This window comes from Arthrobacter sp. Helios (genome assembly GCF_023167125.1).
Classification (GTDB): Bacteria; Actinomycetota; Actinomycetes; order Actinomycetales; family Micrococcaceae; genus Arthrobacter_B; species Arthrobacter_B luteolus.
Genome location: NZ_CP095402.1, coordinates 3750466 through 3775636, shown reverse-complemented (window position 1 = coordinate 3775636; position 25171 = coordinate 3750466). Strand labels below are relative to the sequence as shown.

Below are 25171 nucleotides of genomic sequence, written 5' to 3'. Positions count from 1 at the left end.
ACTAGCCGATCCGGCGCCGGTACGCAGCCATCGAGAGCGCGTACGCCACAACCAGGATCCCGGCACACCAGGCGAGGGCAATCCAGATCCCGGTCCCCACCGGCTGCTGGGCGAACAGCGCGCGGATCGTGTTGACCATCGAGGTCACCGGCTGGTTCTCAGCGAACCAGCGCACCGGACCAGGCATTGTTTCCGTCGGCACGAAGGCCGAGCTGATGAACGGCAGGAAAATCAGCGGATAAGAGAAGGCACTGGCACCCTCAACTGTTTTTGCCGACAGGCCTGCGAACACGGCAACCCAGGTCAGCGCCAGGGTGAACAGGAACAGGATTCCGGCAACCGCGACCCACTCCCCCAGGCCTGCTCCCGTGCGGAAACCCATCAGCAGGGCAACGCCCACCACAATGGCCAGCGAGATCAGGGTGGCTGCCAGAGACGTCATGACATGCGCCCAGAGGGTGCTGGACCGGGCGATGGGCATGGACTGGAAACGCTCGAAGATGCCGCCCTGCAGATCGGTAAAGAGCCGGAAGGCTGTGTACGCGATGCCCGATGCAACTGTGATCAGCAGGATCCCGGGCAGCATGTAGTCGATGTACTGAAAGGCACCGGTGTTGATCGCTCCGCCGAGCACGTACACAAACATCACCATGATGGCGATCGGCATGATGGCCGTGGTGATAATGGTGTCCGGGCTGCGCAGGATATGCCGCAGCGAACGCCGGGTGAGCACAGTGGTGTTGCCGTAGAAATGGGTTGCGGTCATCGTCCTTGCCCCTGGTTCTCATCGCTGCCGACAATGGCGAGGAAGACTTCCTCGAGGGTCGGCTGTTTCTCCACGTACTCGACCGTCGCCGGTGGAATGAGCTGCTTGAGTTCGGCAAGCGTTCCGTTGGCGATGATCCGGCCCTGATGGAGGACGGCGATGCGGTCAGCGAGCTGCTCGGCCTCGTCAAGGTCCTGTGTGGTGAGCAGTACCGTGGCCCCCTGGGCGGCCAGCTTCCGCACCGTTTCCCACACTTCGAGGCGCCCCTGCGGGTCCAGGCCGGTCGTCGGTTCGTCGAGGAAGATGACGGACGGACTGCCGATGAGGCTCATCGCAATGTCCAGGCGGCGGCGCATCCCACCGGAGTAGGTCCCGGCTTTCCGCCCGCCGGCATCGGCCAGTGCAAACCGCTGCAGAAGTTCGTCCGCCACCACGCCAGGCTTTTGGACGCGCCGCAGCTGCGCCACCAGGATCAGGTTTTCCCGGCCGCTGAGTACCTCGTCGACGGCGGCGAACTGTCCGGTAAGGCTGATCGATTCCCGCACGTCCGCCGCATCGGCGGCGACGTCGAAACCGTTGACCACTGCACTTCCGGCATCCGCCTTCAGCAGTGTCGCCAGTATCCGCACCACCGTCGTTTTACCTGCTCCGTTGGAGCCGAGGAGGGCGAAGATGCTCCCGGGTGCGACGTCGAAGTCCACGCCCCGCAGCACACCCAGCTCCTTGAAGGACTTTTCGAGTCCGGCCACCCGGATCGCCGGGCGGTCACTCAGGCGGGCGGTCACGGTTCTCACCGCCGTTCTCTTCCTCGGCGGCGTCGATTGCCTGGATGAGGCGCAGGCGCTCCTTGTTAATCCACTGGCCGTCCGAGTAGTTCCGGAGGAAGGTCTCTGCGAATTCCACCGGATCCTCTCCAACCACGGACCGGATGGGGGTTCCGTCAACGGCCGCGCGTTCGAACAGATCGGCCAGGTCCTCAACCATCGTCATCATGGTGCTGCCGTTGGTGATGGCGCCGAAGTAGGTCAGGTAGCGCTCGATTGCCTCAACGGAAGTGCGGTAGGGAGCCGGAAGCGCCTTGATCCGCGCCTTGTACTCCCGCCACCGGCGCTTGTCGCCGAAGTCGCCAACTATCTTTTCAATCAACATGGTCACTTTTCTCCCTTATGGAGCTGCTCCAGACGTTCCGAGAGGAAGCTCCAGGTCCTCCAGAACTCGTTGAGATAGTCCTTCCCCGCCGCATTCAGGGAATACACCTTCCGCGGGGGGCCCTTTTCGGACGGAACCTTTTCGACGTCGACGAGTCCGCGCTGTTCGATCCTGATGAGCAGCGCGTAGATGGTTCCTTCAGCAATGTCGGTGAACCCCTGGTCCCGCAGCCACCCAGTGATCTCATAGCCGTGGGCTGACCGTCCGGAGAGGATCGCGAGGACGATGCCTTCCAGGACGCCTTTGAGCATCTCTGTCGCCTGCTTGCCCATCGGATACCCCTTGCTACTTAGTAACGTTGACTACCAGTACATAGTAACGCTGAGTACTCCGGAAACAAGAGCCTTTCCTCAAAAAATGGGGCCGCCCGCGGCTCAGCCGCTCCGGTGCCGCTCCACGGCGGCCCGCAATTCGCCGGGCGGCAGGCCCAGCGTCCATTCAGCGACCTCCGTGACGAACGATGTCAGCATTTCGCTTTCCGCGGCGCCAACATAGTTGATGTAGGTGCCGGCACCGTCAATGGCAACCAGAATCCGCGTTCCAGCAGCGCCGGGCTCGCCCACCTTGAAGGCACCCCGGGCCACGCCGTCCTCAATCAGCAAGGTCAGGCGGAGGTGGCCCAGCTGTTCCTGGTGCCGCAGTGCCTCCCGCAGGGCCGGGCTGAAGCGGCACAGATGCCGGGCATTGAGCCACAGCTGCGTCAGTTCAGGCGCCCCCTCTATCCGCGAAATCAAGCAGGCCATCCGCTCGATGGGATCCGCCAGGTCCGGAAAAAGATCCTCGCGCTCATCCGAAACGGCACGGACGAAAGCCGCCGCCACCAGGTCCTCCGCAGCTGGAAAGTAGTGGCTGATGAGCCCGGGGCGGACCCCCAGACCGTCGGCAACAGCGCGCAGCGTGACCCGCTCCAACCCTTCGGCGAGCGCTATGGAAGCCGCCTCGGAAACGATTTCAGCCCGGCGTTCTTCCGGATGTTTCCGGACCCGCGGGGCAGGGCTTGACATCATGCCCCGCAGTCTATTGGATTAGTGACCAATATCACTGTTGGTCGCTCGACCAACAGACAGCCGGGTTCGTCTCCCAGCGTTTGTGCCGAACCGTCCCGAGAGGAACAGCGTTGCCCGAGCCCCGTGTCGCTGACACTGTCAGCATCCCTGAAGCACTAACCCAGCCCGAAAAGCGCGGCATCGAACTGGTCGAAGACTCCGAACGGCACGGACGTGCCCGCGACCTCTTCTCGGTCTGGGCGGCACCTAGCGTCAGCGTCCTGAGCTTTACCATCGGGGCCTCCCTGATCCTGCTCGGGCTGGAGCTGTGGCAGGTGTTCGCTGTGATCATCGCGGCCAACCTGCTCTGGATCCTGACCGGCCTGGTGGCCATCAGCGGCCCGGCAGCCGGAACATCCGGGTCTGTGATTACCCGGGCCATCTATGGAATACGCGGCAACAAGGTCATTGTCGCCTTCTACGGATGGTTCATCTCCGCCGTCTTCCTGGCACTCAACTGGCTCGCGGCGTCGTTCATGGGCGCCGAGCTGCTGGCCGGAACCGGCTTCACCGATCCCGTGCTCGGTCCGGTACTCATCACGGTCGTCGTCGCGGCGATCACCGTCCTGGTAGCCGTCTACGGCCACGGCCTGATCCTGCGCATCTACCCCGTTGTGGCCTCGGTGCTGCTGGTGATCTTCCTGCTGGTCACGGCGTTCATCCTGCCCCATGTGAACTGGAACTACGCACCGGCGGAGTCCCTGCAGGGTCTGCCGCTGTGGTCCGCGGTAACCATCGGATTTGCCATCCTCGCGTCAGGCCCCCTCTCCTTCTCCAACAGCCCGGACATGGCGCGGTACCTGCCGCGGTCCACCAAACCCTCACACATCATCGCGGCCACGGCTCTCGGCGGTGCGCTGCCCGGCATCTTCTTCACCGCTGTAGGTGCCCTGCTCGCCACCGGAATCGGCGCAGCGGCCATGGAACCCGGCATCGAAGCAGCGCTCCTGGCGCTCCTTCCCGCGTGGCTCGGGCCGATCTTCGTGGCCGGCGTCATCATCAATACGATCTCGCTCAACGGAATGACCACCTACACCGCCAGCATGGCATTCCAATCCATCGGTATCCCGATCCGGCGCATCCCCTCAGCGGTGGTGGTGGGCGTGATCGGTGCCGCGCTGACCGTCTACCTGGTGACGTCGACCAGCCTCCTTGAGGCGGTCAACCTGCTGCTGCAGCTGCTGATCCTCATCTCCGCCCCCACCATGGCGATCTTCGCCACGGATGTGATCCTCCGCCGCAACCGCTACAACGGTGCGGACCTCTTTCAGGAACGTCCGGGCGGGGCCTTCTGGTACACCGGCGGCTGGAACATTCCCGGGCTCCTGGCTGCGGTACTCGGCGCCGGCGCAGCTTCCCTGTTCCTCAACACCAGCCTCTATGTTGGCCCTCTCTCCGCGGCCATGGGCAACATCGACTTATCGGTTCCGGTCGCCCTCGCCGTTACCTCGGGCGTGTACGTCCTCTGGTCGCGTCTGGCCCCGGCCCCGCTGAGCCCGCCGGTCCGCACCGCCGAAGACGTCCCGGCCTAACCACCCCTGCCTGTTCCAAACCAAAGGAAGTTACCGCGTGACTACGCACCTCTACACCAACGCCCGCATCTTCACCGCCGATACCCGGCGGTGGGCCGAGGCCCTGGTGGTCCAGGACGAACGGATCCTCTACGTCGGCGACACCGTCACGGCGGAACGGCTGGCCCCGGGAGCCGAAACGATTGACCTCCAGGGCAGGCTGCTGCTTCCCGGCTTCGTTGACGGCCATGCCCACGTGGTCGGCACCGGCGAAGCCCTGGGCCAGGTAAGCCTCTGGGGTGCGGGATCCGTGGCGGAAATCCAGCAGCGCATCAAGGCCTGGGACGCCGAACGCCCCGGTTCCGCCCGCGTCCTGGCCACCGGCTGGCTGCACGGTGCGATTCCCGGCGGCGTACCGGACGCCGGGATGCTCGACGCCGCCCTCCCCGGCGTGCCGGTGTACGCCATTGCCTACGACTTCCACTCGGTGTGGGTGAACTCCGCAGCACTGGCGGAACTGGGGATCACCGATGAGACGGAGAATCCGCTGGGGGGCACCATCCGACGCGGTGCCGACGGGCATGCCACCGGCTACCTCGACGAGAACGCGTTCTACAACGTCGTGCTTCCGTTCCTCGATGCCCAGGTCAGCGACAACGAACACGCCGCGAGCATCGCAGCTGTCCAGCAGGCCTACCGGGAGTCCGGGGTGACCACCGCCTGCGATATGGGGTTCAACGAGACGGACCTGCAGGCGTTCACACGGGCGGCGGAGGACGGAACGCTGACCAGCAGGCTCATTGCCTACTGGCGGCTGAACAACACCGGCTCCCTCGAACAGAACCTGGAGCAGGTCGAACGGGCGGCCGCCCTGGCCGCCGAACATCAGTCACCGTTCCTGCGGGTGGTTGGCGTCAAGGTCATCATCGACGGCACCATTGACGGCTGCACGGCTGTGCTCGGCACCCCCTACGCCGACGGATCGAATGCCGAGCCCATCTGGAGCCTGGCAGAGCTCGCGCCGGTGGTCGCGGCCGCCGATGCCGCCGGGCTGAAGGTGGCGATGCATGCCATCGGGGATGAGTCCGTACGGATTGCGATCGCCGCTGTTGAGCAGGCGGTGGCGCAGAACGGTCCCCGCAGCCGGCGGCACCGGATCGAGCATCTGGAGCTCGTGGACCGGGCCGACGTCGACCGCCTCGCCGCACTGGGCATCACCGCCAGCATGCAGCCGGTGCACGCCGATCCCGCGATTGGCAGCAACTGGCGCGCCAAGCTCGACGACGAGCGCGTGGACCGCGGATTCCCCTGGCCCTGGATCACGGATGCCGGGGGCTGCCTCGCGTTCGGCACCGATTCCCCGACCTCGCCGCACACCCCGCTGCCGAACATGTACGTCGCTGCAACCCGCGCCTCGGCGCTGGACGCATCAGCTGGCACCAACGTTCCGGAATTCGCGCTGCCGCTGGCCGAGTCGATCGAGCATGCCACCCGCGATTCCGCCTGGACGGCCGGCGCCGAGCAGGAAATCGGCCGGCTCGCCGCCGGACTCTACGCGGACTTCATCGTCCTGGACACCGACGTCCTCGCGGCAGATGACCCGGCTGCGCTCCTGGACGCCCGGATCCTGCGCACCGTCGTCGGCGGGCGCTGTGTGTACGAAACCGCCGAGTAATATCCGCGCAGGCGGCCGGCTGTGGTTGTGGGCCGGCCGCCCAGCCCCGGCCGGCCCTGCGCTTGGCAGCCGTGCCGGGCAGTCTGATGACCGGTGCGGCCATTGGAGCCATCGGCGGGCTGCTGGCTCTGGCCGTCACCGCGCTGCGCGGGCACAATGGCGGGCATGACAGATGACGCGCCGGAGACCATCCCAGACAAAGAACCGGATAAGACAGCACCGGCCGTGCCGGAGCCCGGAGTCCAGGTGATCGTGCAGGAATGGATCTCGCTCGATGGATTTGCGGCCGGGCCCCGCGGCGAATCCGACCTCTTCGCCGCCGTGGCTCCGGAAACCAGCGCAGCCGGCCAGGACTGGAACATGCGGCTTCTGCCGCACGTCGATGAAATCCTGATGGGCCGGACTACCTATGAGCTCTTTGCCGCATATTGGCCCACGGCGGACGAGCCGATTGCCGGCGCGCTGAACACGGCCCGGAAAACAGTTGCTTCCCGGTCCCTCTCCTCAGCCCCGTGGGGCGCCTACCCGGAGGCCGCCGTCGTTCCGGATGCCGTCAGCTACGTCCGGGAACGCCGCAGCCAGGGTGGAAAGTTCCTCATCTGGGGTTCGGTGAGCGTTGTCCACGCCCTGCTGGAAGCCGGGGAAGTCGACGAGCTGGACCTCTTCATCGCCCCGATCATGCTCGGGGAGGGCCTGCGTGCCTTTCCGGAACGGTCCCTCCTGCTGCAGCTGCACAACGTCCGGCACTGGCGCGGCACCCTGCACGCGCGCTACCGGCCTTCTGCTCCGCGGGAGCCAGGTGCCGCCGCCCGCGACCTGGTCTTCTAGCCCTCGACGCCGGTGCCCGGGGCCAAGGGGGCCGTACCCACCGGTTTAGGCACCAGCGGGACCCTCCAGATCCGTTGCGCGGCCCTTCGCCAGGGGAATCCGCCAGCCGTAGCGCAGCGACAGCATCCGCAGCGAGAAAACCAGAAGCATCACCCCCAGCCCGATGAATGGGTTGTAGATGTCCGCGACGGAAAGCAGGGATACCAGGCCGGCACCGAACATGGCCGGAACCGCGTATACGCCGCGGGGATTGAACAGCTGCGGGATTTCGTTTGCGACGACGTCGCGCAGCAGGCCGCCGCCCACGGCAGTCATGGCGCCGAGTACGGCAGAAGTCGCCGGGTGCATCCCGGAATCCAGGGCGGTGATCGTACCCGAGACGCAGAACAGGGCCAGCCCGGCTGCGTCAAAGGTCAGGAGCGTCCTGCGGAAACGCAGCACGCCCAGCGGATGAACATAGACCAGCAGGACTGCCAGTACCGGGGGCAGCAGATACACCGGATCGGCAAATGCCTGCGGAACACCCCTGCCGATAATCACGTCCCGCAGCACACCGCCGCCCAGCCCGGCCAGGGATCCCAGCAGCAGCGACCCCACGACGTCGAAATTCCGCCGGGCGGCCAGCAGCGACCCGGAAACGGCAAAAAAGAACGTGCCTGCCAGATCGACGATCAACTGTGCCATGATGCCCCTCCCGGTCCCTGCTGGGACTGTGCCCCCTCAGGGCGTGCCCCAATTTAGCCCATGAATGGTCAGCACCGTGGGTCCAGGCGTACCGGGCACTGGAGCCCGTTCACCGTTCGGTGAACTCTCCTAGCCTTCGACGTCGGTGGCCGAGTGGGCGGCGCCCACCGGTTTCGACTCCGGAGAACCGCGCTGGCGCAGGTAGACGGCCAGAATGACCATCGATGCGACGGCCAGGAACTCGGACTGCCAATTCTGCAGTGTCCTCCCCCAGAATTCCGGAGAGAGCACATACTCACCCCAGGTCCCAGGATCCTGCAGGCCGGCCAGCTGCTGCTCGGCGAACGCGCTGAACCCGGCAACCGACTGCGCGAACCAGGAGAGCAGGAAGATTGTTCCCATCACGACGGCCAGGGAATTCGAATAGAGGCGGGTGCGCCATCCCCCGGCCCGGGCCCAGGCCGGTGAGTCCGAACGGGCGTACCGGCCAATCAGCTGTTCCTTATCCGATTCGAGTCCTTCGGAACCCAGCTTCTTGGACTCCGGTGAACCCTGCTGCACGAACCAGACCGCCGCGAGAATCAGCAGGAGGAACTGGAGGAATTCGGACTGCCAGTTCTCCGCGACATCGACGGCGAAACTCGAGGTGGTCAGGTACTGCCATAGGCTGACCTGCTCCAGCCCGGCGGCGACCTGCTGCTCGTTAAACAGGCCCACTCCGGCGAGCGCCTGGCCCGCTAGGGAGAGCAGGAACAGGGAGAAGAAAACGATAAACAAACCGTTGCGTTTCAAGGTCTTCATCGCCCCAGTGCTCCCACCGTGATCATGTAGGCCAGACCCAGGCCGATGAAGGCCAGGCACAGTACAAAAGCCCAGCGTGCTCGCATGTCAGTCCCCCTCAACCAAACAGCTGTACGGGCGGTCGCCTCGTTCAGTGCAGCCCGCTGCCGTTACCTTCCACTCGCCGCCGGAGAGCGTTAGGAAGAGCGTGTCTTCCTCATACCGCACCTGGGCATTCCGGCCGTAGGCCTGGCTTGCAATGACCTTTCCGGCCTGCGGCAGGGACACGGCCGCCAATTTGTCTGGGCAGGACCGTGCCTCCCCATTCTCGGCCTGTTCCATGGCTTCCAGCGTGGCCGGGGCCAGCAGGCTGCAGGCGCCCGCCAAGTCGTCGTCCTGCAGCGCTGCATGGAAGGTTTTCGCGGCCTGTTCCGCTCCTGGCGGGCCGGATCCGTTGCCGCTGCATGCGGCCATGGACAGCAGCGCCGCCAGTGCAAGCACGGTCTTCAGTGGGGAGCGGAACATGGAACCTCCTGCCGGACTGGTTTGTTCATCACCATAAGCCACCTAGGGGGATTTCCCGGAACAACAGCGGAGGCCGCACAGTGATTACCGACGGACCGTATTCCGAGACCGTGGAACAGATCAGCGGCTACAACCTGGTGGACGTTCCGGACCTGGACAGCCTCCCGGATGCCTGCGTGCTCCTGGCTGACAGCTCCCCGGTGGAAGTCCGTGCCCTGGTGTCCACCGAAGCGGGCAGCGGCTCTCCCGGCAAGACTGTCCCGATCCGCCCCTAGGATGGGCTACATGACATCCGCGAGCGCAGAAACCCCGCAGGACACAGCAGATGAATTCCTCTGGCTGGAGGACATCTACGGCGACAGGCAGCTGGACTGGGTACGGGAGCAGAATTCCAAGACGGAGGCGCTGCTCTCCGCCACGGACTTTGAACGCACCGAGGAACGGCTGCTGGAAGTCCTGGACTCCACCGACCGGATTCCCATGGTGGTCAAACGCGGCGACTGGTACTACAACTTCTGGCGGGACGCCGAGCATCCGAAAGGCCTGTGGCGCCGCTCCACCTGGGACAGCTACGCCGCCGCGGAGACGCAGTGGGAAACCCTGCTGGACCTGGATGCCCTGAGCGCTGCGGAGGACACCGAATGGGTCTGGGGCGGAGCCCGGTTCCTGCGGCCGGAGGACGGAGTGTCCTACCGCCGCGCGCTGGTGATCCTCTCCCCCGACGGCGGTGACGCCGCCCGCTATCGCGAGTACGACGTCGTCGACCGCGCCTTCGTCCCGGGTGGTTTCGACCTGCCCGTGGCCAAAACGCAGGTGTCCTGGGCAGCTCCGGATGCCCTGTACGTGGCCACCGATTTTGGGCCCGGCAGCATGACCGCCTCCTCCTATCCCCGGATGGTGCGGACCGTGCACCGCGGCCAGGACCCCGCCGACGCCGAACTGTACTTCGACGTTCCGCAGGACCACATGATGGGCTACGTCCACCATGACCAGACGCCCGGGTTTGAACGGGACGTGGCGCTGGACATCATCGACTTCTACGACAGCATCACCTACCTGCGCCGCGATGATGCTTGGCAGCGCGTCGAGGTGCCGCTGGACGTCACTGTTGACCTGCACCGCCAGTGGCTGCTGATGCGCCCGCGCACCGACTGGCTGGTCGGCGAAACGCTGCACAAGGCAGGATCGCTGCTGGCAGCGGACCTGGAGGAATTTCTCGCCGGGGAACGCAGCCTTCACACCCTCTTCACTCCGGAACCCACCGTCTCCCTGCAGTCCTGGAGCTGGACGCGGGACTATCTGCTGCTGAACCTGCTGCGGGACGTCTCCTCCGAAATCCAGGTTTTGGAGCCCGCCGCGGGCTGGCAGGCCACCGCACTGGATGCCTGCCCGCCGCTGCACACAGTGGATGCGTACGCGGTCGACGACGAGGACGAGACCGCAGGCAACGACTACTGGCTGATCAGCACCGGTTTCACCACACCGTCCACGCTCTCCCGCGGCACGCTTGGCGCCGCCCCGGGAACGGACGAGGGGACCGCCGCGGCGGTGAAGTCCTCGCCGTCGTTCTTTGATTCCTCCGACTGCACGGTGGAGCAGCACTTCGCCGTCTCCGCCGACGGCACCCGGGTCCCGTACTTCCAGGTGGCGCACCAGGGAATGGCGCTCGACGGCGGCAACCCCACTGTGCTGTCCGGTTACGGCGGGTTCGAACAGGCCCTCACCCCCGCCTACAGCGGCGTGGTCGGGCGCGGCTGGCTGGAGCGCAGCTACACCGACGACGGCGGGACGCTCCGCCGCGGCGTCTACGTCCTGGCGAACATCCGCGGCGGCGGAGAATACGGCCCCGACTGGCACCGCGCCGCCCTGCAGCAGAACCGGCACCGGGCCTACGAGGATTTTGCCGCCGTCGCCCGGGACCTCACTGCCCGCGGAGTAACTTCCCGCGACCATCTGGGCTGCACCGGCCGCAGCAACGGCGGCCTGCTGGTGGGCAACATGCTTACCCTCTACCCGGAGCTTTTCGGAGCGGTGTCCTGCGGAGTACCGCTGCTGGACATGCGCCGCTACACCAAGCTCTCCGCCGGCCATTCCTGGATTGCCGAATACGGCGACCCGGACGACCCGGAGCAATGGGAGTTCATCAAGACGTTTTCCCCGTACCACCTGCTGCGCGAGGACGTTCAGTATCCGCCGTCACTGATTTGGACGGCCACCAGCGATGACCGGGTTGGCCCCGTCCAGGCCCGGAAAATGGCGGCCCGGATGCAGGCACTCGGTGTGGACCGGGTCTGGTTCCACGAGGCACTGGAAGGCGGGCACGCAGGGGCTGCGGACAACCGGCAGTCCGCGCGGATGCACGCCATGTCCTATGAGTTCCTCTGGGAAGCGCTCACCGGCCGGTTGTCCTGAACCTGTTTTGCCGAAAGCCCCCCGTTGTGGGTAGTCTTGACAGGCTGGCAGAGTGAAATCGCCAGGGTAATTGGAGACGTGCCAGAGCGGCCGAATGGGCTTCACTGCTAATGAAGTGTGGGCCTAAAGCCCACCGGGGGTTCAAATCCCCCCGTCTCCGCCAACGGAAACACCCCGGCCTTTGGACCGGGGTGTTTCCATATCCGATCATTCCTCGAAAGACTGGAGGTGAACCGCACGCATGGACGACGGACATAGTCGATCTACCGCACCGCGCGGGCCTCGCCTTCGCCCCGGGGAAGCCGTTCCACACACCACCCAGGTGTCTGACGATTCCTGCCGTTAGCGGCAGCTTCCGAGCCGGTTCCGCCCTTTCCAGCCGAACCCCTCGATTCCCCTTCCCGGCCTGAGCCCGCGCGGCTGCGGTACTGCACCCCGGCACGCCTCACCCATTTTTTGCACATACCGCGGTCCTGCCGCGGCTCTCTTTATGTGCGCCCCACCGTAGGGAAGCGGATCATGATCAAATCACCCACTCTTTCATTCGATGCCAGCGCCGAACTGCTGGCCGATGCCCTTAGCAACAACAGCCTCCCCCAGGTGGCCCGTGCCCTGCAGCCGCTTGACGTGGCGGAAACGCTGGAACAGCTCGAACGGCTGAACACCATCGACCGGGCGCTGGCTTACCGCACCCTCCCCAAAGGCCGGGCGCTGGAGGTCTTCGAGCGGCTCGACGCACGGCTGCAGGCGGACCTGGTGTCCGGGCTGCAGGATGCACAGGTGGCCGAGGTTTTTGCCGCACTGAGCCCGGATGACCGGGTGGCCCTGCTGGATGAGCTGCCGGCGTCGGTGGCCAACCGCCTGATCCTGGGGCTCAGCGAGAAGGACCGCGCGCTCACCACCATGGTGCTCGGCTACCCGCAGGGCGCCGTGGGCCGCTACATGAGCCCGCAGTTCGTCACCACGCACCCCGGGACGACGGCGGCCCAGGCGCTGGCCCGGGTGCGGGCACAGCTTGACGACGCCGAGAGCATCTATACGATCCCGGTCACGGATGACAGCCGCCACCTGGTCGGCGTGGTGTCACTGCGGGACGTGCTGCGCGCCGCGGAAACAGACCTGGTCTCGCAACTGATGAAGGACCCGATTTCCGCTCCGGCCACCCTGGACGCCGAGGAAGCGGCACGCTACTGCGCTGACGCGAAAGTCCTGGTCCTGCCGATCGTTGATGCGGAGAACCGGCTGGTCGGGATCCTGACCGTGGACGATGCGCTCAGGATCCTCGAGGACGCGGAAAGTGAGGACGCAGCCCGGGCCGGCGGCTCCGAGCCCCTGCGCCGCCCGTACCTGGCGACTCCGGTGCGCAGCATTGTGCGGGCCCGCGTCGTCTGGCTGTTGGTCCTGGCGCTTGGCGCAACCCTGACGGTGCAGGTGATGGACACGTTTGAAGCCACCCTGGCCGAGCAGGTGGTGCTCTCCCTCTTTATCCCGCTGCTCATCGGCACCGGGGGGAACACCGGGAACCAGGCCGCCACCACCATCACCCGCGCCCTGGCGCTGGGAGATGTGCGGCCCAGGGACGTCCTCAAGGTCGTTGCCCGGGAGGTCCGGGTCGGCGCCTGGCTGGGCTTGTTGCTCGGCGGGCTGGGCTTTGCCGTGGCGGCGGTCATTTTCACCGTGCCCCTCGGCCTGGTGATCGGCCTGACCCTGCTGGGGGTCTGCACCATGGCCGCCACCGTCGGAGGGTTGATGCCGCTGCTGGGGAAGGCCCTCAAAGTGGACCCTGCGGTGTTTTCCAATCCCTTTATCTCCACCTTCGTGGACGCCACGGGGTTGATCATCTACTTCCTGATCGCGTCGGCCGTCCTGGGTCTTTAGCTGCCCTCTACACTCTCTTCAGGACCAGGTGAAGGGCACGGGAGTGAGTGAACATGGTGAATGACCACCGCATTGCCGTCATCGGCGGGGGGATCGTGGGCATCGCCGTGGCCCGCGCCCTCATGCTCAGGGGCTTGGGCGAGGTGACGGTCTTTGAAAAGGAGGCCCGCCTTGCCGCGCATCAGACCGGGCACAACTCCGGGGTGGTTCATGCCGGCCTGTACTACCAACCTGGCTCCCTGAAGGCAAAGCTGTGCGCCGCCGGGCGGATTGCCCTCCAGGAGTACTGCCAGGAGAAATCCCTTCCCTACCGTGAGGCAGGCAAACTGGTGGTCGCCGTCGACGAGAATGACCTGCCGGCCCTGGCGGACATCGAGCGGCGCTCCCTTGCCGGCGGTGTCCCGGATCTGGCGCGGATTGACGATCCGGCAAAGCTGCGCGAAATCGAACCGCACGTGGCAGGCATCGCCGCCGTGCATTCCCCGCGCACCGCCGTCGTCGACTACGCCGCTGTCACCGAAGCCATGGCCCAGGAGGTGCGGCAGGCCGGGGGAACCATTCTGCTGGGACAGGAAGTGAACGCCCTGACGGTTGAGGGTCCGAAGGTCCGTGTCCGCACCCCTGTGTCCGAGCAGGTCTTCGACCGGGTTGTGGCCTGCCCGGGCCTGCAGTCGGACATTGTGGCCCAGCTGGCCGGGGCCGATCCTTCGCCCAGGATCCTGCCATTCCGGGGCGAATACTGGGCGCTGGACCCCGAACGCAGCCACCTGGTGAAGGGCATGATCTATCCGGTCCCGGACCCGGCCTTCCCGTTCCTGGGCGTGCACTTCACCCGCGGGGTCTACAACGACGTCCATGTGGGCCCGAACGCGGTTCCCGCCCTGGCCCGCGAGGGCTACAGCTGGTCCCGGATATCAGCGCGGGACACCTTCGAGTCGCTGCGCTGGCCGGGCGCCCTGCCACTGGCCCGGCGGTATTGGAAGATGGGAATCGACACGGTCGGTGAGTCCCTGCTTAAACCCGTGTACTTCAGCCGGGCCAGGCGCTTCATCCCCGAGCTGCGGATGGCCGACCTCACTGCCAAGACGGCCGCCGGCGTGCGCGCCCAGGCCTGGGGCCGCGACGGATCCCTGGTGGACGACTTCGCGGTGGACCAGGCGGGACCGGTGACCCTGCTGCGCAATGCGCCCTCGCCGGCGGCGACGTCCTCCATGGCCATCGCCGACTTCCTGCTGGAGAAATACCTGCAGGCCTAGCCGCCGGCCGGCCCGAGCCTGCTTTCCTCCCCGGCGGCACTGTTCCGGCCCGGGACACGGGCATAGGGTGGAGCGGAGCACAGGTACCGGCTGGGAGGGAACTCATGGAAATGCGTCTGCTGGGCAACAGCGGAGCCGTTGTCAGCAAATACGCCCTTGGCACGATGACGTTCGGCAACGAAACGGATGAGCGGACCTCGCACCGCATCCTGGAGGACTATCTGGACTCCGGCGGCAACTTCATTGACACGGCGGATATCTACAATTCCGGCGCATCCGAGGAAATTGTGGGTAAATGGCTGCACTCCAACCAGGCCGCCCGGGACTCGGTGGTCCTGGCCACCAAAGGCCGGTTTGCCACCGGGGACGGTCCGAACGACCTCGGCAACTCCCGCCGCCACCTGCGCCGCGCCCTCGAAGGCTCGCTCCGGCGGCTGGGCGTGGAGCACCTCGACCTGTATCAGCTGCATTCCTGGGACCCCCTGACACCCCTGGAAGAGACCCTGGGCTTCCTGAATGACGCCGTGTCCTCCGGCCTGATCAGCTACTACGGGTTTTCCAACTTCACCGGCTGGCAGCTCACCAAAGCCGCCTGGCTGGCCCGGCTGCACAACTGGCAGCCGCCGGTGACGCTGCAGCCGCAGTACAACCTGCTGGAACGGGAAATCGAATCGGAAATCGTGCCGGCAGCGCTCGACGCCGGCCTGGGCCTGCTTCCCTGGTCGCCGCTGGCGGGCGGCTGGCTGACGGGTAAATACCACCGGGAAACCGTCCCGGCCGGCAATACCAGGGTGGGTGAAAATCCGGCCCGCCAGTTCCAGGGCTGGGACCTGCGCAGCAGCAACCCGCAGACCTGGCACGTCCTCGATGCCCTGCACCGGATCGCCTCCGCACACAGCGCAGCTCCGGCGCAGGTCGCACTGGCGTGGCTCGCCGGACGCCCGGGGGTTACCTCGGTCATTCTGGGCGCCCGGACCCCGGAACAGCTCGAAGGAAACCTGCAGGCGGCGGATCTGGAGCTGACGGCGGCGGAACGGCAGGAACTGGACGACGTCAGCACCCCAGCAGTGGGGAACTACCCCTATGGCCGGGACGGACTCACCCAGCGCTCACGCCGGCTGGGCTAGAAGTCTTCGGGGCGCAGGTTCTGCGCCCATTTACTGATCTCCGCCTCGTCGGGAAGTGTCTGGGGATTGTTCCGCTTACCCGCGTCCTTGGGTGTGCCAGGGGCGGGCGCGTCTGTTCCGGCCTTTTCCGGCGGGGCTGCCGCTGCGGTCCCCGGGTCTTTGCCCGTTTCCCCGGCTTCCTTCAACGGCGGTGCAGCCTTGGTGTCTTCAGCGCCGGCGGGCCTCGTGTCTTCAGTGCCGTTGTCCTCCGGCCTGCCGGTTTCACCGGAGGGAGTTTCAGCGGAGGGCGTCTCAGCTGCCGGCTTCGGTGCCGGTTTTGTGTACGGGACCGGGTGCGAGGCCAGCGACGCCACGGCGGCACTTGCTGCTCGGAGGCCGCAGCCGGTCAGCTGCGCATAGACCTGGATGGCACGGATGGGCTGCCCTTGGGCGATTGCTGCATAGACCTGCCGATGCCCGGCTTCATCAAGGCGGGACACTGCTTCGCGGGAGGCTTCCGGCGATGCGCCTGCCGGGGCGCGCCCGGGGGACCTGGTCCCCTGGGCCTGGTTTGGTGCCGCCTTCGGTGCAGCCGGACGTCCCGCCCGGCGGCGCTGGGCGCGGCCCACCAGGAAGTTCACGAGCACGATCGCGGCAACGAACAGGATAATGACCACAAACTCCATACCTTGATCCTAGCTTTTCCAGCGCCGTGGTTCGCCCGGCCGCTGTATATTGACGCCCAAGGTCCAGCCACGCCGGATTTCCCGGCCCGTCAGTGAAGGATGCCATGACACCCGATTCCGCCCTGCGGTCCCTTCATGTCAAGATCAGCGGCCCGGTGGCCGAGGTGCAGCTGCTCGGGCCGTCCAAGGGCAATGCCATGGGGCCGGACTTCTGGGCTGAACTGCCCGGCGTCTTCGCGGAGCTGGGCGCCAACGATGAGGTCCGTGCCATCCTGCTCTACGGGTCCGGCGGTAATTTCAGCTACGGACTGGATCTGCCCGCCATGGAGCCGGTTTTCCGTCCGCTGCTGGAATCCAGTGGCACCGATGCCCGGCTGCGGAACGGATTCCGGCTGAAGATCAAAGATCTGCAGGATGCTGTCAGTTCTGTTGCCCGCTGCGGCAAACCGGTTATCGCCGCAGTGGACGGCTGGTGCATTGGCGGTGGTGTGGACCTGATCGCGGCGGCAGATCTACGGATCGCCTCGCCGGACGCGAAGTTCAGTATCCGGGAGGTTCGGGTTGGAATCGTGGCGGACCTCGGATCATTGCAGCGCCTGCCCGGGATAATTGGCTCCGGAGCCACCCGGCATCTGGCCCTGACGGGCGAGGACTTCTCCGCCCCGCGTGCCCTGGAGCTGGGCCTGGTCACCGAACTGGCGGACGACGTCGTCGCTCGGGGCCGCGGGCTGGCCGCCCTAATTGCCGGGAATCCACCGCTGGTGGTCCAGGGAGTGAAGCGGGTCCTGGACCAGGGGGCCGAGGCATCAGTGCAGGCGGGCCTCGATTACGTCCAGGTGTGGAACACGGCTTTCCTGCCCAGCCGTGACTTTGCGGAGGCGGCGCAGGCGTTCGCGGAGCGGCGGCCAGCGTCCTTCACCGGGGACTGACACCGGCTGCGGATTCCCCGGCCATGGCGTTGGGCCTGTGATTCCGTGGATTTGCGGCCTCCACTGGAGGGAACTCAATTCTGGCCACCAGTCCCCCGCCCTTCCTGGCCTCAAGCTCCAACGTACCGCGATGCCGTTCGGTAATGGCGGCCACGATGGACAGACCCAGCCCGTGGCCCTTCGCAGCCTGTCCGGCCGTTCGTCCGGCACCTTTGCGGAAGGGCTCCGTAAGCTGGGCGAGCGTGGCCCCGTCCAGCTGGGCGCCGCTGTTGGCCACCTCGATGATGGCGGTTCCCCTGGCCGAGGTCCGCGTCGCCACGGAGAGGAATCCGTCGTCGTTGTTATGCCGGATCGCGTTCTGGACGAGGTTGCCCGCCAGCTGTCGGATCAGCACAGGGTCGCCGGCCACTTCTGCCGTGTCGAGGTTCTGCCGGATTATCGTTCCCCGCACTGAAGCTTCCACGCTGAAACTCTGCAGCGCATCCCGGGCCTTCGCGGCCAGGTCGATCACTTCAGGCTGGGTGGTGGATGATTCGATGCTGGCCAGATCCAGCAAGGCCGTGACTGTTTCGATGCTGCGTTCATTCATGATCCGCAGCTTGGCCAGAATTTCCGCGTCGGGCACTTCCTGCCGGGCGATAGCGACGTCGAGCATGGCCCGGGTGGTAGCCAGGGGTGTGCGGAGCTCATGGGAGGCGTTCTGGGCAAAACGGCGTGACGCGGTGAAGGACCGCTCCAATTGGCTGAGCATGTCGTCAAAGCTCATGGCCAGATCGGATATTTCATCGCGCGGACCGACAAGGCCGATCCGATGCCCCAGGTCCCCGGCCGCCGCGCTCCGCACCGCAGTGTTGATGTACTGCAGGGGCTTGAGCATCCGCCCGGCAACGATCCAGCCTGCGGCGACACCCGTCACTGCGAGCAGGAGCAGGACCACGGCTGAGGCAATGAGCAGGACGTTGAGCATCTGTTCGGGCGAGTCGATGTGCAGGGTCGTTGCCGGAGTAGTCACCTGTGCAGGGCTGCTGTCAGCAGCACCCGGTGGAACAGGCATCGCGGGTATGGCTTCGGTGCTTTCCCCGGTCATGGCCGGAGTACTCGCGGACTGCGCGAATTCGTAGGTGGGCACAAAACGCATAAACACGTAGACGAGGGCAAGCATCACGATTCCAGCACCGGTCAGCAGCGCCGAATACGTCAGGGCCAGCCGGGCCCGCACCGTCAGGCGGTACCGGCGCAGAACGGGCTCCGCTGCGGCCGGGTCAGTCTCTGCTGACGGCATAGCCGACTCCCGGAAGGGTGGTGATGATGGCCGGATTGCCGAGCTTGCGGCGGAGGTTGCTGATCGTCACCTTCACGGTATTGGTAAACGGATTGGCGTTCTCGTCCCAGGCCTTCTCCAGGATGGTTTCAGCGCTGACAGGGCCGCCGCCAGCCTTCATGAGCAGTTCCAGGACGGAGAATTCCTTCTTCGTCAGTTGCACGTACCGGCTCTCCAAAGACACTTCGCGTCGAAAAGGATCCAGCCGTAGCGCTCCACATTCAAGCGCAGGCGGGTGGGATGTGAACTTCCGCCGGTTCAGCGCCCGCAGGCGGGCGATCAGCTCGGGGAATTCAAAAGGCTTGGCCAGGTAATCGTCGGCGCCCAGCCCAAGCCCGCCCACTTTGTCGTTGAGGCTGCCCGAGGCGGTGAGCATCAAGATGGCCGGACTGGCCGGGTCTTCGGACAACTGGCGGCAGACGTCGTCGCCGTGGACACCGGGGATGTCCCGGTCCAGCAGGACGACGTCGTAATCATTGTCTTCAACAGCCAGCAGCGCGTTGGTGCCGTCCCCGGCGATGTCCGCTGCGATGGCGTCCATTTCCAGCCGGGATCGGATGGCTTCGGCCAGGAACTCCTCGTCCTCGACAATCAGTACCCTCATGTGCCCCTCTCCTTGCGCATACCCGTTCGGCCCTACCTTAAGTCAATCAGATGGAGGGTTACGGAAAGGTAAGGCCAGCGCTTTACCTTCCCGTAACCCCTGCGCTGGTGAAGTGGTAGTTGCCCGGACAACCGCCCGGGGAACCCCGAAAAAGGACTGTAGATTGCAAGCCAACGCCACCTTCAGGAAAGCCAACCTTAGCCTCCGGAAATCAGCAGCCTTGATAGCGGCCTCCGCTTTGCTCCTCACTGTTTCTGCCTGTTCCCCCGCCCAGCCCGAAGACGGGCAGCTAAAGACCGATTCCTATGAGATGTCCATGGCGGATTGGCGGCAGGACATGGACGACTGCTTCCTGGACGCCGGTTTTGACATCAGTGGCGGCGAGGGCGGCCCGGAGGGTGGAAGCGGAAGCGTCGACACGACCCAGTTCGACATGGAGGCCTTCGACCGGGTGGCACAGGCATGCAGCAAGGAGGTCGGGGAACCTCCAGTGGATGAAAGCCAGCCCACAGATGATGAGATCTTTGAATCCCAGCTCATTTTCGCTAAGTGCATGCGTGATGCCGGCTTCGACTTCCCCGACCCGGTCAAGGGCGGAATGACCTCGGCTCTCGGGCCCGAAACCGACCCCGACGTTGTGGACAAGTGCTCAGAGCAGTCCATGGAGCAGGTCAACTAGCGATGGCGAATGAGGACCAGCTCCACACCGATGTCCGCAGCGCAAAGCGGACCACGCGCCGCCCGTCCCGCCGCGCACTGGTCGTGTCGGCTGTGGGCATCGCCGCCGTGGCCGCCGTCGTGACAGCGGTAGCCATCCTGCCCACATCCCCCAGCAACGCCGACAATGACGCCGCCGGAGAAAACCATCTCAACCTCGAAACCCAGACCGTTGCCCGGGGGGATCTCACGGAACAGCTGAGGCTCCAGGGCACCCTGGGCTACTCCAAGCCACGCGCCGTGGGGACCGTTCTGGAAGGCACGCTCACCGAGTTGCCCGACGCCGGCACCGTGGTCACGGCCGGTGAGGAACTCTTCCGCGTCAATGAGAGTCCAGTGATCCTGATGTCGGGCGAAATTCCGGCGTGGCGGGGCTTTGAGCAGGGCATGGTTCCAGGCGGCGACGTGCTCCAGCTTGAAGAAAACCTTTCCGCCCTGGGGTTCTTCGGGTTTGCGCCGGATGAGAACTTTGATGCAAATACCGGATATGCCCTTCGATACTGGCAGAAAACCGCAGGCCTGGAAGTAAGGGGCAAGGTCGAGCTGGGCAGGATCTTCTTCTCTCCCACAGACCTGCGGGTCCAGGACCACAAGGCACAGGTTGGGGATGCGGCCGGCACGGAGATCGTCTCCGTCACCGACACCAACAAGGTTGTGCAGGTCAACGTTGAAACTTCCCAGCAGTCCCTGGCCGCACCGGGCACGAAAGTGACCGTCGTGCTCCCGGGCGGCTCGGAAACCGCCGGAACGGTCACCCGGCTTGATGCTCCCACGGAGGTGGAGGGAGCCACGGGTACCAGTCTCAAGGTTCCTGTGGTCCTGTCCTTGGATGACCCCGCCGCCGGCGAAAACCTGGACAATGTTGCAGTGACTACGGTGTTCAGCCGGGTCCTGGGCACAGACTCGCTGCTGGTTCCAGTTGTGGCCTTGCTGGCACAGCCCGGGGGCGGCTTCGCCGTCGAACGCCTCAGCGGTTCGACGACGGAACGTGTGGAGGTGGAACTCGGAACCTTCGCCGATGGCCAGGTCATAGTCACGGGCGGCGGGCTGGCTGAGGGCGACAAAGTGGTGGTTGCCAAATGAACTCCGCGATTGTTGAGCTCAGCGGAGTGAGGCGGGAGTACGGGTCCCCGCCAACGGTCGCACTGGACGGAGTGGACATGCGCATCGTCGAAGGCGAGATGCTGGCCATCGTCGGCCCCAGTGGCTCGGGCAAGTCAACCATGCTGAATATTATTGGCTCCCTTGACCGCGCTTCGGCGGGTAGTACCCGGATCGCCGGCAATGACATTGCGCAGCTCAGCGATACCGAGCTGTCCGCGCTGCGTGCCGACACCATTGGCTTTATTTTCCAGCAGTTCCACCTCTCGGACGGTGTGGCAACCATCGATAACGTAGCCGCAGGCCTGTTGTATACCGGCGTTCCCGCCCGGGAACGCCGGCGCCGGGCCGTCATTGCCCTGGAGAAGGTCGGCCTGGGCCACAGGCTCAGGCACCATCCCCGCCAGCTCTCCGGCGGTGAGCGTCAACGGGTCGCCATAGCGCGCGCGGTGGTGGGTGAACCGGCGCTGCTCCTCGCCGATGAGCCCACCGGCAGCCTCGACACCAAGTCCGGCCAGGGAGTTATGGAGATTCTGCAGGTGCTGAACGCCGGCGGCACAACCGTTGTGGTCATTACCCACGATCAGGAACTCGCAGACGGCCTGCCGCGTCAGGTGCGCCTTCGTGACGGGCAGATCATCTCAGATACGGCAAAGGTTTTTTCATGAGTTCCATCAAGCGTTCCCGGCTGCGCCCCGGCGATCTCCTGGCCCTGGGGTTTCACGGATCCCGTGCCCGGCCGGGTCGTGCCGTCCTGTCCGCCCTTGGCATTGCCATCGGCATTGCCGCAATGATCTCGGTTATTGGAATCTCCACTTCCAGCCAGGCGCTGGTGAAGGAGAAGCTCTCCGAGCTGGGCACCAACCTGCTCACCGTCACCGCCGGGGACGACTTGTTCGGGAAGGAAGCCCAGCTCCCTCCGGAGTCTGTGGCCCAAGTGCGCCGTATCCCCGGGGTGCTGCACGCGAGCTCCACCAGTGTGCTTGAAAACGTCCACATTTACCGAAACTCAGAAATCTCTCCCTCCCGCACCGGCGGCCTCAGCGTGGCTGCCACCGATCTGGATCTCCTGGCGGCCACGGGGGCTGAGCTCCTGCACGGAAACTGGCTCAACGAAGCCACCGCCCAGTACCCCGTAGTCGTACTCGGCCGCGGCACGGCTGAACGCCTGGGCATTCAAAGCCCGGGTTCCAGCGTCTGGCTCGGCAACCAGCACTTCACTGTGGCCGGCATCCTCGACAGCTCCCCGCTGGCCCCGGAACTGGACGCGTCGGCGCTGATCGGTGAGCCCATCACAGCACAGCTGTTCGGCCATGGCGGCAACCCCACCACCCTCTACGAACGCTCAGAAGTGGCCCTGGTCGCGGATGTGCGCAGCATGCTGCCGCCAACCATCAACCCTGAGTCGCCTAGCGAGGTGAAAGTCAGCCGACCATCTGATGCTCTCGCCGCGAAGAACACTGTGGACCAGGCGTTCACCGGACTGCTGGTCGGGGTGGGCTCCATCGCTCTTCTGGTCGGAGGAATCGGAGTGGCCAACACTATGGTCATTTCGGTGCTGGAGCGGCAGCGTGAAATAGGGCTTCGGCGTTCCCTGGGCGCCACGCGCCGGCACATCCGTCTGCAATTCCTCTTCGAGGCCATGCTGCTGTCCGTCTATGGCGGACTCGCCGGCACCTTCCTGGGGTGGGTGATCACCGCCATCGCCGCGTACAGCAATGGCTGGGCCATGGCTATCCCGCCCGAAGTGCTTGCCGCCGGCGTTGTGGTCACAGTGGCCGTGGGCGCGGTTGCCGGCGTGCTGCCTGCCATGCGGGCGGCGCGCACCTCGCCCACCGCCGCGCTCAGCAGCTAGGCAACACCCGCGAAACATCCGACCATTAGGATGGGTCTATGGCTGTTACGGATGAAGCGATCACCAAAATCAAGGACATGCTCATCAGCGGTGAGCTCAAGGCGGGTGACCGGCTCCCCCCTGAGAAGGACCTCAGCGAGCGCCTCGGCCTGTCCCGCAGCTCCATGCGGGAAGCGGTCAAGGCACTGGAACTGATCCGCGTCCTGGACGTCCGCCGCGGTGACGGCACCTACGTGACCAGCCTCGAGCCGCAGCTGCTGACCGAAGCCATGGCCTTCGTCGTCGACCTCCACCAGGACACGTCGGTCCTGGAACTCTTCGAGGTCCGCCGCATCCTGGAACCCGGCTCCGCCTCCCTTGCTGCCCAGCGGATCACCGGGGACCAGCTCGCCGAGCTGACCGCCACCCTGGACACCGTGCACGAGGACACCTCGGTGGAGGACCTGGTGGCCCATGACCTCGCCTTCCACAGCCTGATCGCCAAGGCGTCCGGGAATTCCTATCTGGAAAGCCTGCTCGACGGGCTCTCCAGCAGCACCGTCCGGGCCCGGGTCTGGCGCGGCCTGACGCAGGACAAAGCGGTGTCCGCCACCCTCGCCGAACACACCGCCATTGCCGCTGCCCTGGCGCGGAAGGACGCTGATCTGGCCCGGGCCCTGATGACGGTGCATGTCAGCGGCGTGGAGAACTGGCTTCGCCAGGCCCTCTGACCTTGGTGCACCTCACGGACCAATCGGGTGAGGACGAACTGGCATCAAAGCAGGGTTTAAAGAGGAATGCCCCGCCGGCTGCGGCCCGGGCCACCAAGACCCGGACCGCTAAGACGCCGGCAGTTAAGACGCTCCCGTTAGGAAGCAGCGGGTTCCAGCACGGACGCTTCGGTGTCCCGCCGGGTGATCCGGCGGTGCAGCCCCCATACTCCGCCGACCGTGACAACCGCGATCAGCGCGTAGAAGGCTGCCACACCCCACGGGCCTACCGAGGTGAGGACGAACTGCGCTATCAGCGGCGTGGAGCCGCCGATCAAGGAGGCACACAATCCGTTGGCGAGGGCCACACCGGTGTACCGGACGTTGGCCGGGAACGCTGAGGTCAGGAAGCTGGCCAGCATTGCGTAATACGCAGTGCCGCCCAGAGTGGCCACACCGAGGACAACGGCGATCAACACGGGGTTGGTGGACATGATCGCCAGGAACATCGGCACGATGACGAGCAGGTTCAGGAGCAGGCCGCCGATCATCACGCGGATGGCACCGACCCGCTCCGCCAGCAGGGCAGCCAGCGGCTGCCAGATGAACTGCAGGACAGCCATGATCAGCAGGATGTTCAGGACGGTCTGCCGCGGCATGCCCAGTTCACTCGTGGTCCACGAGAGCAGGAAGGTGTTGTTGAAGAAGGCCACCGCAATACCGAGCACAGACGCCGCGACGCCGAGCCAGACAAACGCCGGGGCCTTGCGGAAGACCTCCACAATCGGAACCTTGACCACTTCCTGCTGGGCCTTGGCTTCGATGAAGTCCTGGGATTCCTCCACCTTCAGGCGGATCAGCAGGCCAACCAACACCAGGAGGGCCGAGAACAGGAACGGGACGCGCCAGCCCCAGGAGAGGAAGGCATCGTCCGGCAGTCCCCCGACCACCAGGAACATCAGGGTCGCCAGGATCGAGCCGGCGGGAGAGCCCTGTTGTACCCACGCGCCTGCCAGCCCCTTCTTCTTGGCACTCGCACTCTCGGTAGCCATCAGGGCGGCACCGGCCCATTCTCCGCCGACCGCCAGGCCCTGGCAGGCCCGGAGGATCACCAGCAGCACGGGAGCCGCGACGCCAATGGTGGCGTAGCCGGGCAGGACGCCAATCAGGGTGGTGGCCGTACCCATCAGGAACAGCGTGGCGACCAGGGTGTTTTTCCGGCCGAACTTGTCACCGAGATGACCGAAGAACGCGCCGCCGAGCGGGCGGGCCAGGAAACCGACCCAGAATGTTGCGAACGAGGCGAGGATGCCGACGGCGGGTGTTGCGTCGGGAAAAAACACCTTGCCGAAGACCAGGGCGGCGGCCGTGCCGAAGATGAAGAAGTCGTACCACTCGATGGCGGTGCCAACGAAGGCTCCTGCGGTGGCGCGGTTTTGACGGCGTTTTTGATCTGCCGGCGTCGCTGTACTCATAGTTGCTCCAGGTGGATAGCGCGTGAGAAACGCGGGACGAGCTGTTGAATCCCTTCACTGTGATGCCGGACGCATATATGTGTCCAATGCCAATCCGGGCGTACCTTCATGCCTTTAG

General features: G+C 65.5%; 26 protein-coding genes and 1 tRNA gene. 15 read left to right on the top strand and 12 right to left on the bottom strand.

Annotation, left to right across the window (positions count from 1 at the left end; genetic code table 11):
• Position 1 precedes the first annotated feature (1 nt).
• The 5 genes from ArtHe_RS17340 to ArtHe_RS17320 form a co-directional block, all read right to left on the bottom strand.
• Positions 2 to 766, bottom strand: a complete 765-nt coding sequence (locus ArtHe_RS17340; protein ID WP_248318110.1) for an ABC transporter permease — start codon at positions 764 to 766, stop codon at positions 2 to 4.
• On the bottom strand, positions 763 to 1551 hold the full coding sequence (locus tag ArtHe_RS17335; RefSeq protein WP_282568731.1) for an ATP-binding cassette domain-containing protein: 789 nt from the start codon (positions 1549 to 1551) through the stop codon (positions 763 to 765). Before ArtHe_RS17335 ends, ArtHe_RS17340 begins: the two co-directional genes overlap by 4 nt.
• The gene (locus ArtHe_RS17330) at positions 1532 to 1915 is read right to left on the bottom strand and encodes a DUF1048 domain-containing protein (protein WP_248318109.1); all 384 of its coding nucleotides are present in this window, start codon (positions 1913 to 1915) and stop codon (positions 1532 to 1534) included. Before ArtHe_RS17330 ends, ArtHe_RS17335 begins: the two co-directional genes overlap by 20 nt.
• Positions 1916 to 1917: 2 nt before the next feature.
• Entirely contained in the window at positions 1918 to 2247 is a 330-nt protein-coding gene (locus tag ArtHe_RS17325; RefSeq protein ID WP_248318108.1) for a PadR family transcriptional regulator, read from the bottom strand.
• Between the two features lie 102 nt (positions 2248 to 2349).
• Positions 2350 to 2982 (bottom strand): TetR family transcriptional regulator, encoded by a 633-nt coding sequence (locus ArtHe_RS17320; RefSeq protein ID WP_248318107.1) that lies wholly within the window; start codon positions 2980 to 2982, stop codon positions 2350 to 2352.
• Between the two features lie 110 nt (positions 2983 to 3092).
• Here ArtHe_RS17320 and ArtHe_RS17315 point away from each other — a divergent pair, with 110 nt between their 5' ends.
• From ArtHe_RS17315 to ArtHe_RS17305, 3 genes are all read left to right on the top strand, one after another.
• Positions 3093 to 4553 (top strand): cytosine permease, encoded by a 1461-nt coding sequence (locus ArtHe_RS17315; RefSeq protein ID WP_248318106.1) that lies wholly within the window; start codon positions 3093 to 3095, stop codon positions 4551 to 4553.
• 37 nt (positions 4554 to 4590) lie between these two features.
• Positions 4591 to 6207: an amidohydrolase gene (locus ArtHe_RS17310; RefSeq protein WP_248318105.1), complete on the top strand. Its 1617-nt coding sequence runs from the start codon at positions 4591 to 4593 to the stop codon at positions 6205 to 6207.
• A gap of 165 nt (positions 6208 to 6372) precedes the next feature.
• A complete protein-coding gene (locus tag ArtHe_RS17305) occupies positions 6373 to 7035 on the top strand; it encodes a dihydrofolate reductase family protein (RefSeq protein ID WP_161599352.1) in 663 nt (220 codons plus the stop codon).
• A gap of 45 nt (positions 7036 to 7080) precedes the next feature.
• Here the strand turns inward: ArtHe_RS17305 and ArtHe_RS17300 are convergent, their stop codons facing one another.
• The 3 genes from ArtHe_RS17300 to ArtHe_RS17290 form a co-directional block, all read right to left on the bottom strand.
• Positions 7081 to 7719: a TRIC cation channel family protein gene (locus ArtHe_RS17300; RefSeq protein WP_066299967.1), complete on the bottom strand. Its 639-nt coding sequence runs from the start codon at positions 7717 to 7719 to the stop codon at positions 7081 to 7083.
• Positions 7720 to 7848: 129 nt separating this feature from the next.
• Complete coding sequence (locus tag ArtHe_RS17295; RefSeq protein WP_248318104.1) at positions 7849 to 8520, bottom strand: DUF6766 family protein; 672 nt, start codon at positions 8518 to 8520, stop codon at positions 7849 to 7851.
• 87 nt (positions 8521 to 8607) lie between these two features.
• Entirely contained in the window at positions 8608 to 9024 is a 417-nt protein-coding gene (locus tag ArtHe_RS17290) for a hypothetical protein (protein ID WP_248318103.1), read from the bottom strand.
• Positions 9025 to 9104: 80 nt separating this feature from the next.
• On the opposite strand from ArtHe_RS17290, the gene ArtHe_RS17285 reads away from it, so the two are divergent.
• The 6 genes from ArtHe_RS17285 (at position 9105) to ArtHe_RS17260 (ending at position 15697) form a co-directional block, all read left to right on the top strand.
• The gene (locus tag ArtHe_RS17285; RefSeq protein WP_248318102.1) at positions 9105 to 9299 is read left to right on the top strand and encodes a hypothetical protein; all 195 of its coding nucleotides are present in this window, start codon (positions 9105 to 9107) and stop codon (positions 9297 to 9299) included.
• Between the two features lie 10 nt (positions 9300 to 9309).
• Complete coding sequence (locus tag ArtHe_RS17280; protein WP_066299964.1) at positions 9310 to 11436, top strand: prolyl oligopeptidase family serine peptidase; 2127 nt, start codon at positions 9310 to 9312, stop codon at positions 11434 to 11436.
• Positions 11437 to 11508: 72 nt separating this feature from the next.
• Positions 11509 to 11599 (top strand) — tRNA-Ser (locus ArtHe_RS17275).
• Positions 11600 to 11955: 356 nt separating this feature from the next.
• The gene (gene mgtE, locus ArtHe_RS17270; RefSeq protein ID WP_248318101.1) at positions 11956 to 13314 is read left to right on the top strand and encodes a magnesium transporter; all 1359 of its coding nucleotides are present in this window, start codon (positions 11956 to 11958) and stop codon (positions 13312 to 13314) included.
• A gap of 53 nt (positions 13315 to 13367) precedes the next feature.
• Complete coding sequence (lhgO, locus tag ArtHe_RS17265) at positions 13368 to 14570, top strand: L-2-hydroxyglutarate oxidase (RefSeq protein WP_248319836.1); 1203 nt, start codon at positions 13368 to 13370, stop codon at positions 14568 to 14570.
• A 104-nt stretch (positions 14571 to 14674) separates the two neighbouring features.
• Entirely contained in the window at positions 14675 to 15697 is a 1023-nt protein-coding gene (locus ArtHe_RS17260; protein WP_248318100.1) for an aldo/keto reductase, read from the top strand.
• On the opposite strand, the gene ArtHe_RS17255 is transcribed toward ArtHe_RS17260, so the two are convergent.
• Complete coding sequence (locus ArtHe_RS17255; protein WP_248318099.1) at positions 15694 to 16362, bottom strand: hypothetical protein; 669 nt, start codon at positions 16360 to 16362, stop codon at positions 15694 to 15696. The two genes, ArtHe_RS17260 and ArtHe_RS17255, sit on opposite strands and share 4 nt — an antisense overlap.
• 104 nt (positions 16363 to 16466) lie before the next feature.
• On the opposite strand from ArtHe_RS17255, the gene ArtHe_RS17250 reads away from it, so the two are divergent.
• Positions 16467 to 17291: a crotonase/enoyl-CoA hydratase family protein gene (locus tag ArtHe_RS17250; RefSeq protein WP_066299954.1), complete on the top strand. Its 825-nt coding sequence runs from the start codon at positions 16467 to 16469 to the stop codon at positions 17289 to 17291.
• Here ArtHe_RS17250 and ArtHe_RS17245 read toward each other — a convergent pair.
• Both ArtHe_RS17245 and ArtHe_RS17240 read right to left on the bottom strand, forming a co-directional pair.
• Positions 17278 to 18573: a HAMP domain-containing sensor histidine kinase gene (locus ArtHe_RS17245; protein WP_248318098.1), complete on the bottom strand. Its 1296-nt coding sequence runs from the start codon at positions 18571 to 18573 to the stop codon at positions 17278 to 17280. The genes ArtHe_RS17250 and ArtHe_RS17245 overlap by 14 nt on opposite strands.
• Positions 18554 to 19216, bottom strand: a complete 663-nt coding sequence (locus ArtHe_RS17240; protein ID WP_066299948.1) for a response regulator transcription factor — start codon at positions 19214 to 19216, stop codon at positions 18554 to 18556. The genes ArtHe_RS17245 and ArtHe_RS17240 overlap by 20 nt, the downstream gene beginning before the upstream one ends.
• A gap of 163 nt (positions 19217 to 19379) precedes the next feature.
• Between ArtHe_RS17240 and ArtHe_RS17235 the strand changes: the two genes are divergently transcribed.
• Genes ArtHe_RS17235 through ArtHe_RS17215 form a run of 5 tightly spaced genes read left to right on the top strand, consistent with a single transcriptional unit; the run spans position 19380 to position 23599 of the window.
• Complete coding sequence (locus ArtHe_RS17235) at positions 19380 to 19895, top strand: hypothetical protein (RefSeq protein WP_151724006.1); 516 nt, start codon at positions 19380 to 19382, stop codon at positions 19893 to 19895.
• 2 nt (positions 19896 to 19897) lie between these two features.
• Positions 19898 to 21016, top strand: coding sequence for a peptidoglycan-binding protein (locus ArtHe_RS17230; protein ID WP_248318096.1), 1119 nt, complete (start codon positions 19898 to 19900; stop codon positions 21014 to 21016).
• Positions 21013 to 21702 (top strand): ABC transporter ATP-binding protein, encoded by a 690-nt coding sequence (locus ArtHe_RS17225; RefSeq protein ID WP_248318094.1) that lies wholly within the window; start codon positions 21013 to 21015, stop codon positions 21700 to 21702. The genes ArtHe_RS17230 and ArtHe_RS17225 overlap by 4 nt, the downstream gene beginning before the upstream one ends.
• Positions 21699 to 22889 (top strand): ABC transporter permease, encoded by a 1191-nt coding sequence (locus tag ArtHe_RS17220; protein ID WP_248318092.1) that lies wholly within the window; start codon positions 21699 to 21701, stop codon positions 22887 to 22889. The genes ArtHe_RS17225 and ArtHe_RS17220 overlap by 4 nt, the downstream gene beginning before the upstream one ends.
• 38 nt (positions 22890 to 22927) lie before the next feature.
• Positions 22928 to 23599, top strand: a complete 672-nt coding sequence (locus tag ArtHe_RS17215) for a FadR/GntR family transcriptional regulator (RefSeq protein ID WP_248318091.1) — start codon at positions 22928 to 22930, stop codon at positions 23597 to 23599.
• 137 nt (positions 23600 to 23736) lie between these two features.
• Here the strand turns inward: ArtHe_RS17215 and ArtHe_RS17210 are convergent, their stop codons facing one another.
• Positions 23737 to 25053, bottom strand: coding sequence for an MFS transporter (locus ArtHe_RS17210; protein WP_248318090.1), 1317 nt, complete (start codon positions 25051 to 25053; stop codon positions 23737 to 23739).
• Positions 25054 to 25171 lie beyond the last annotated feature (118 nt).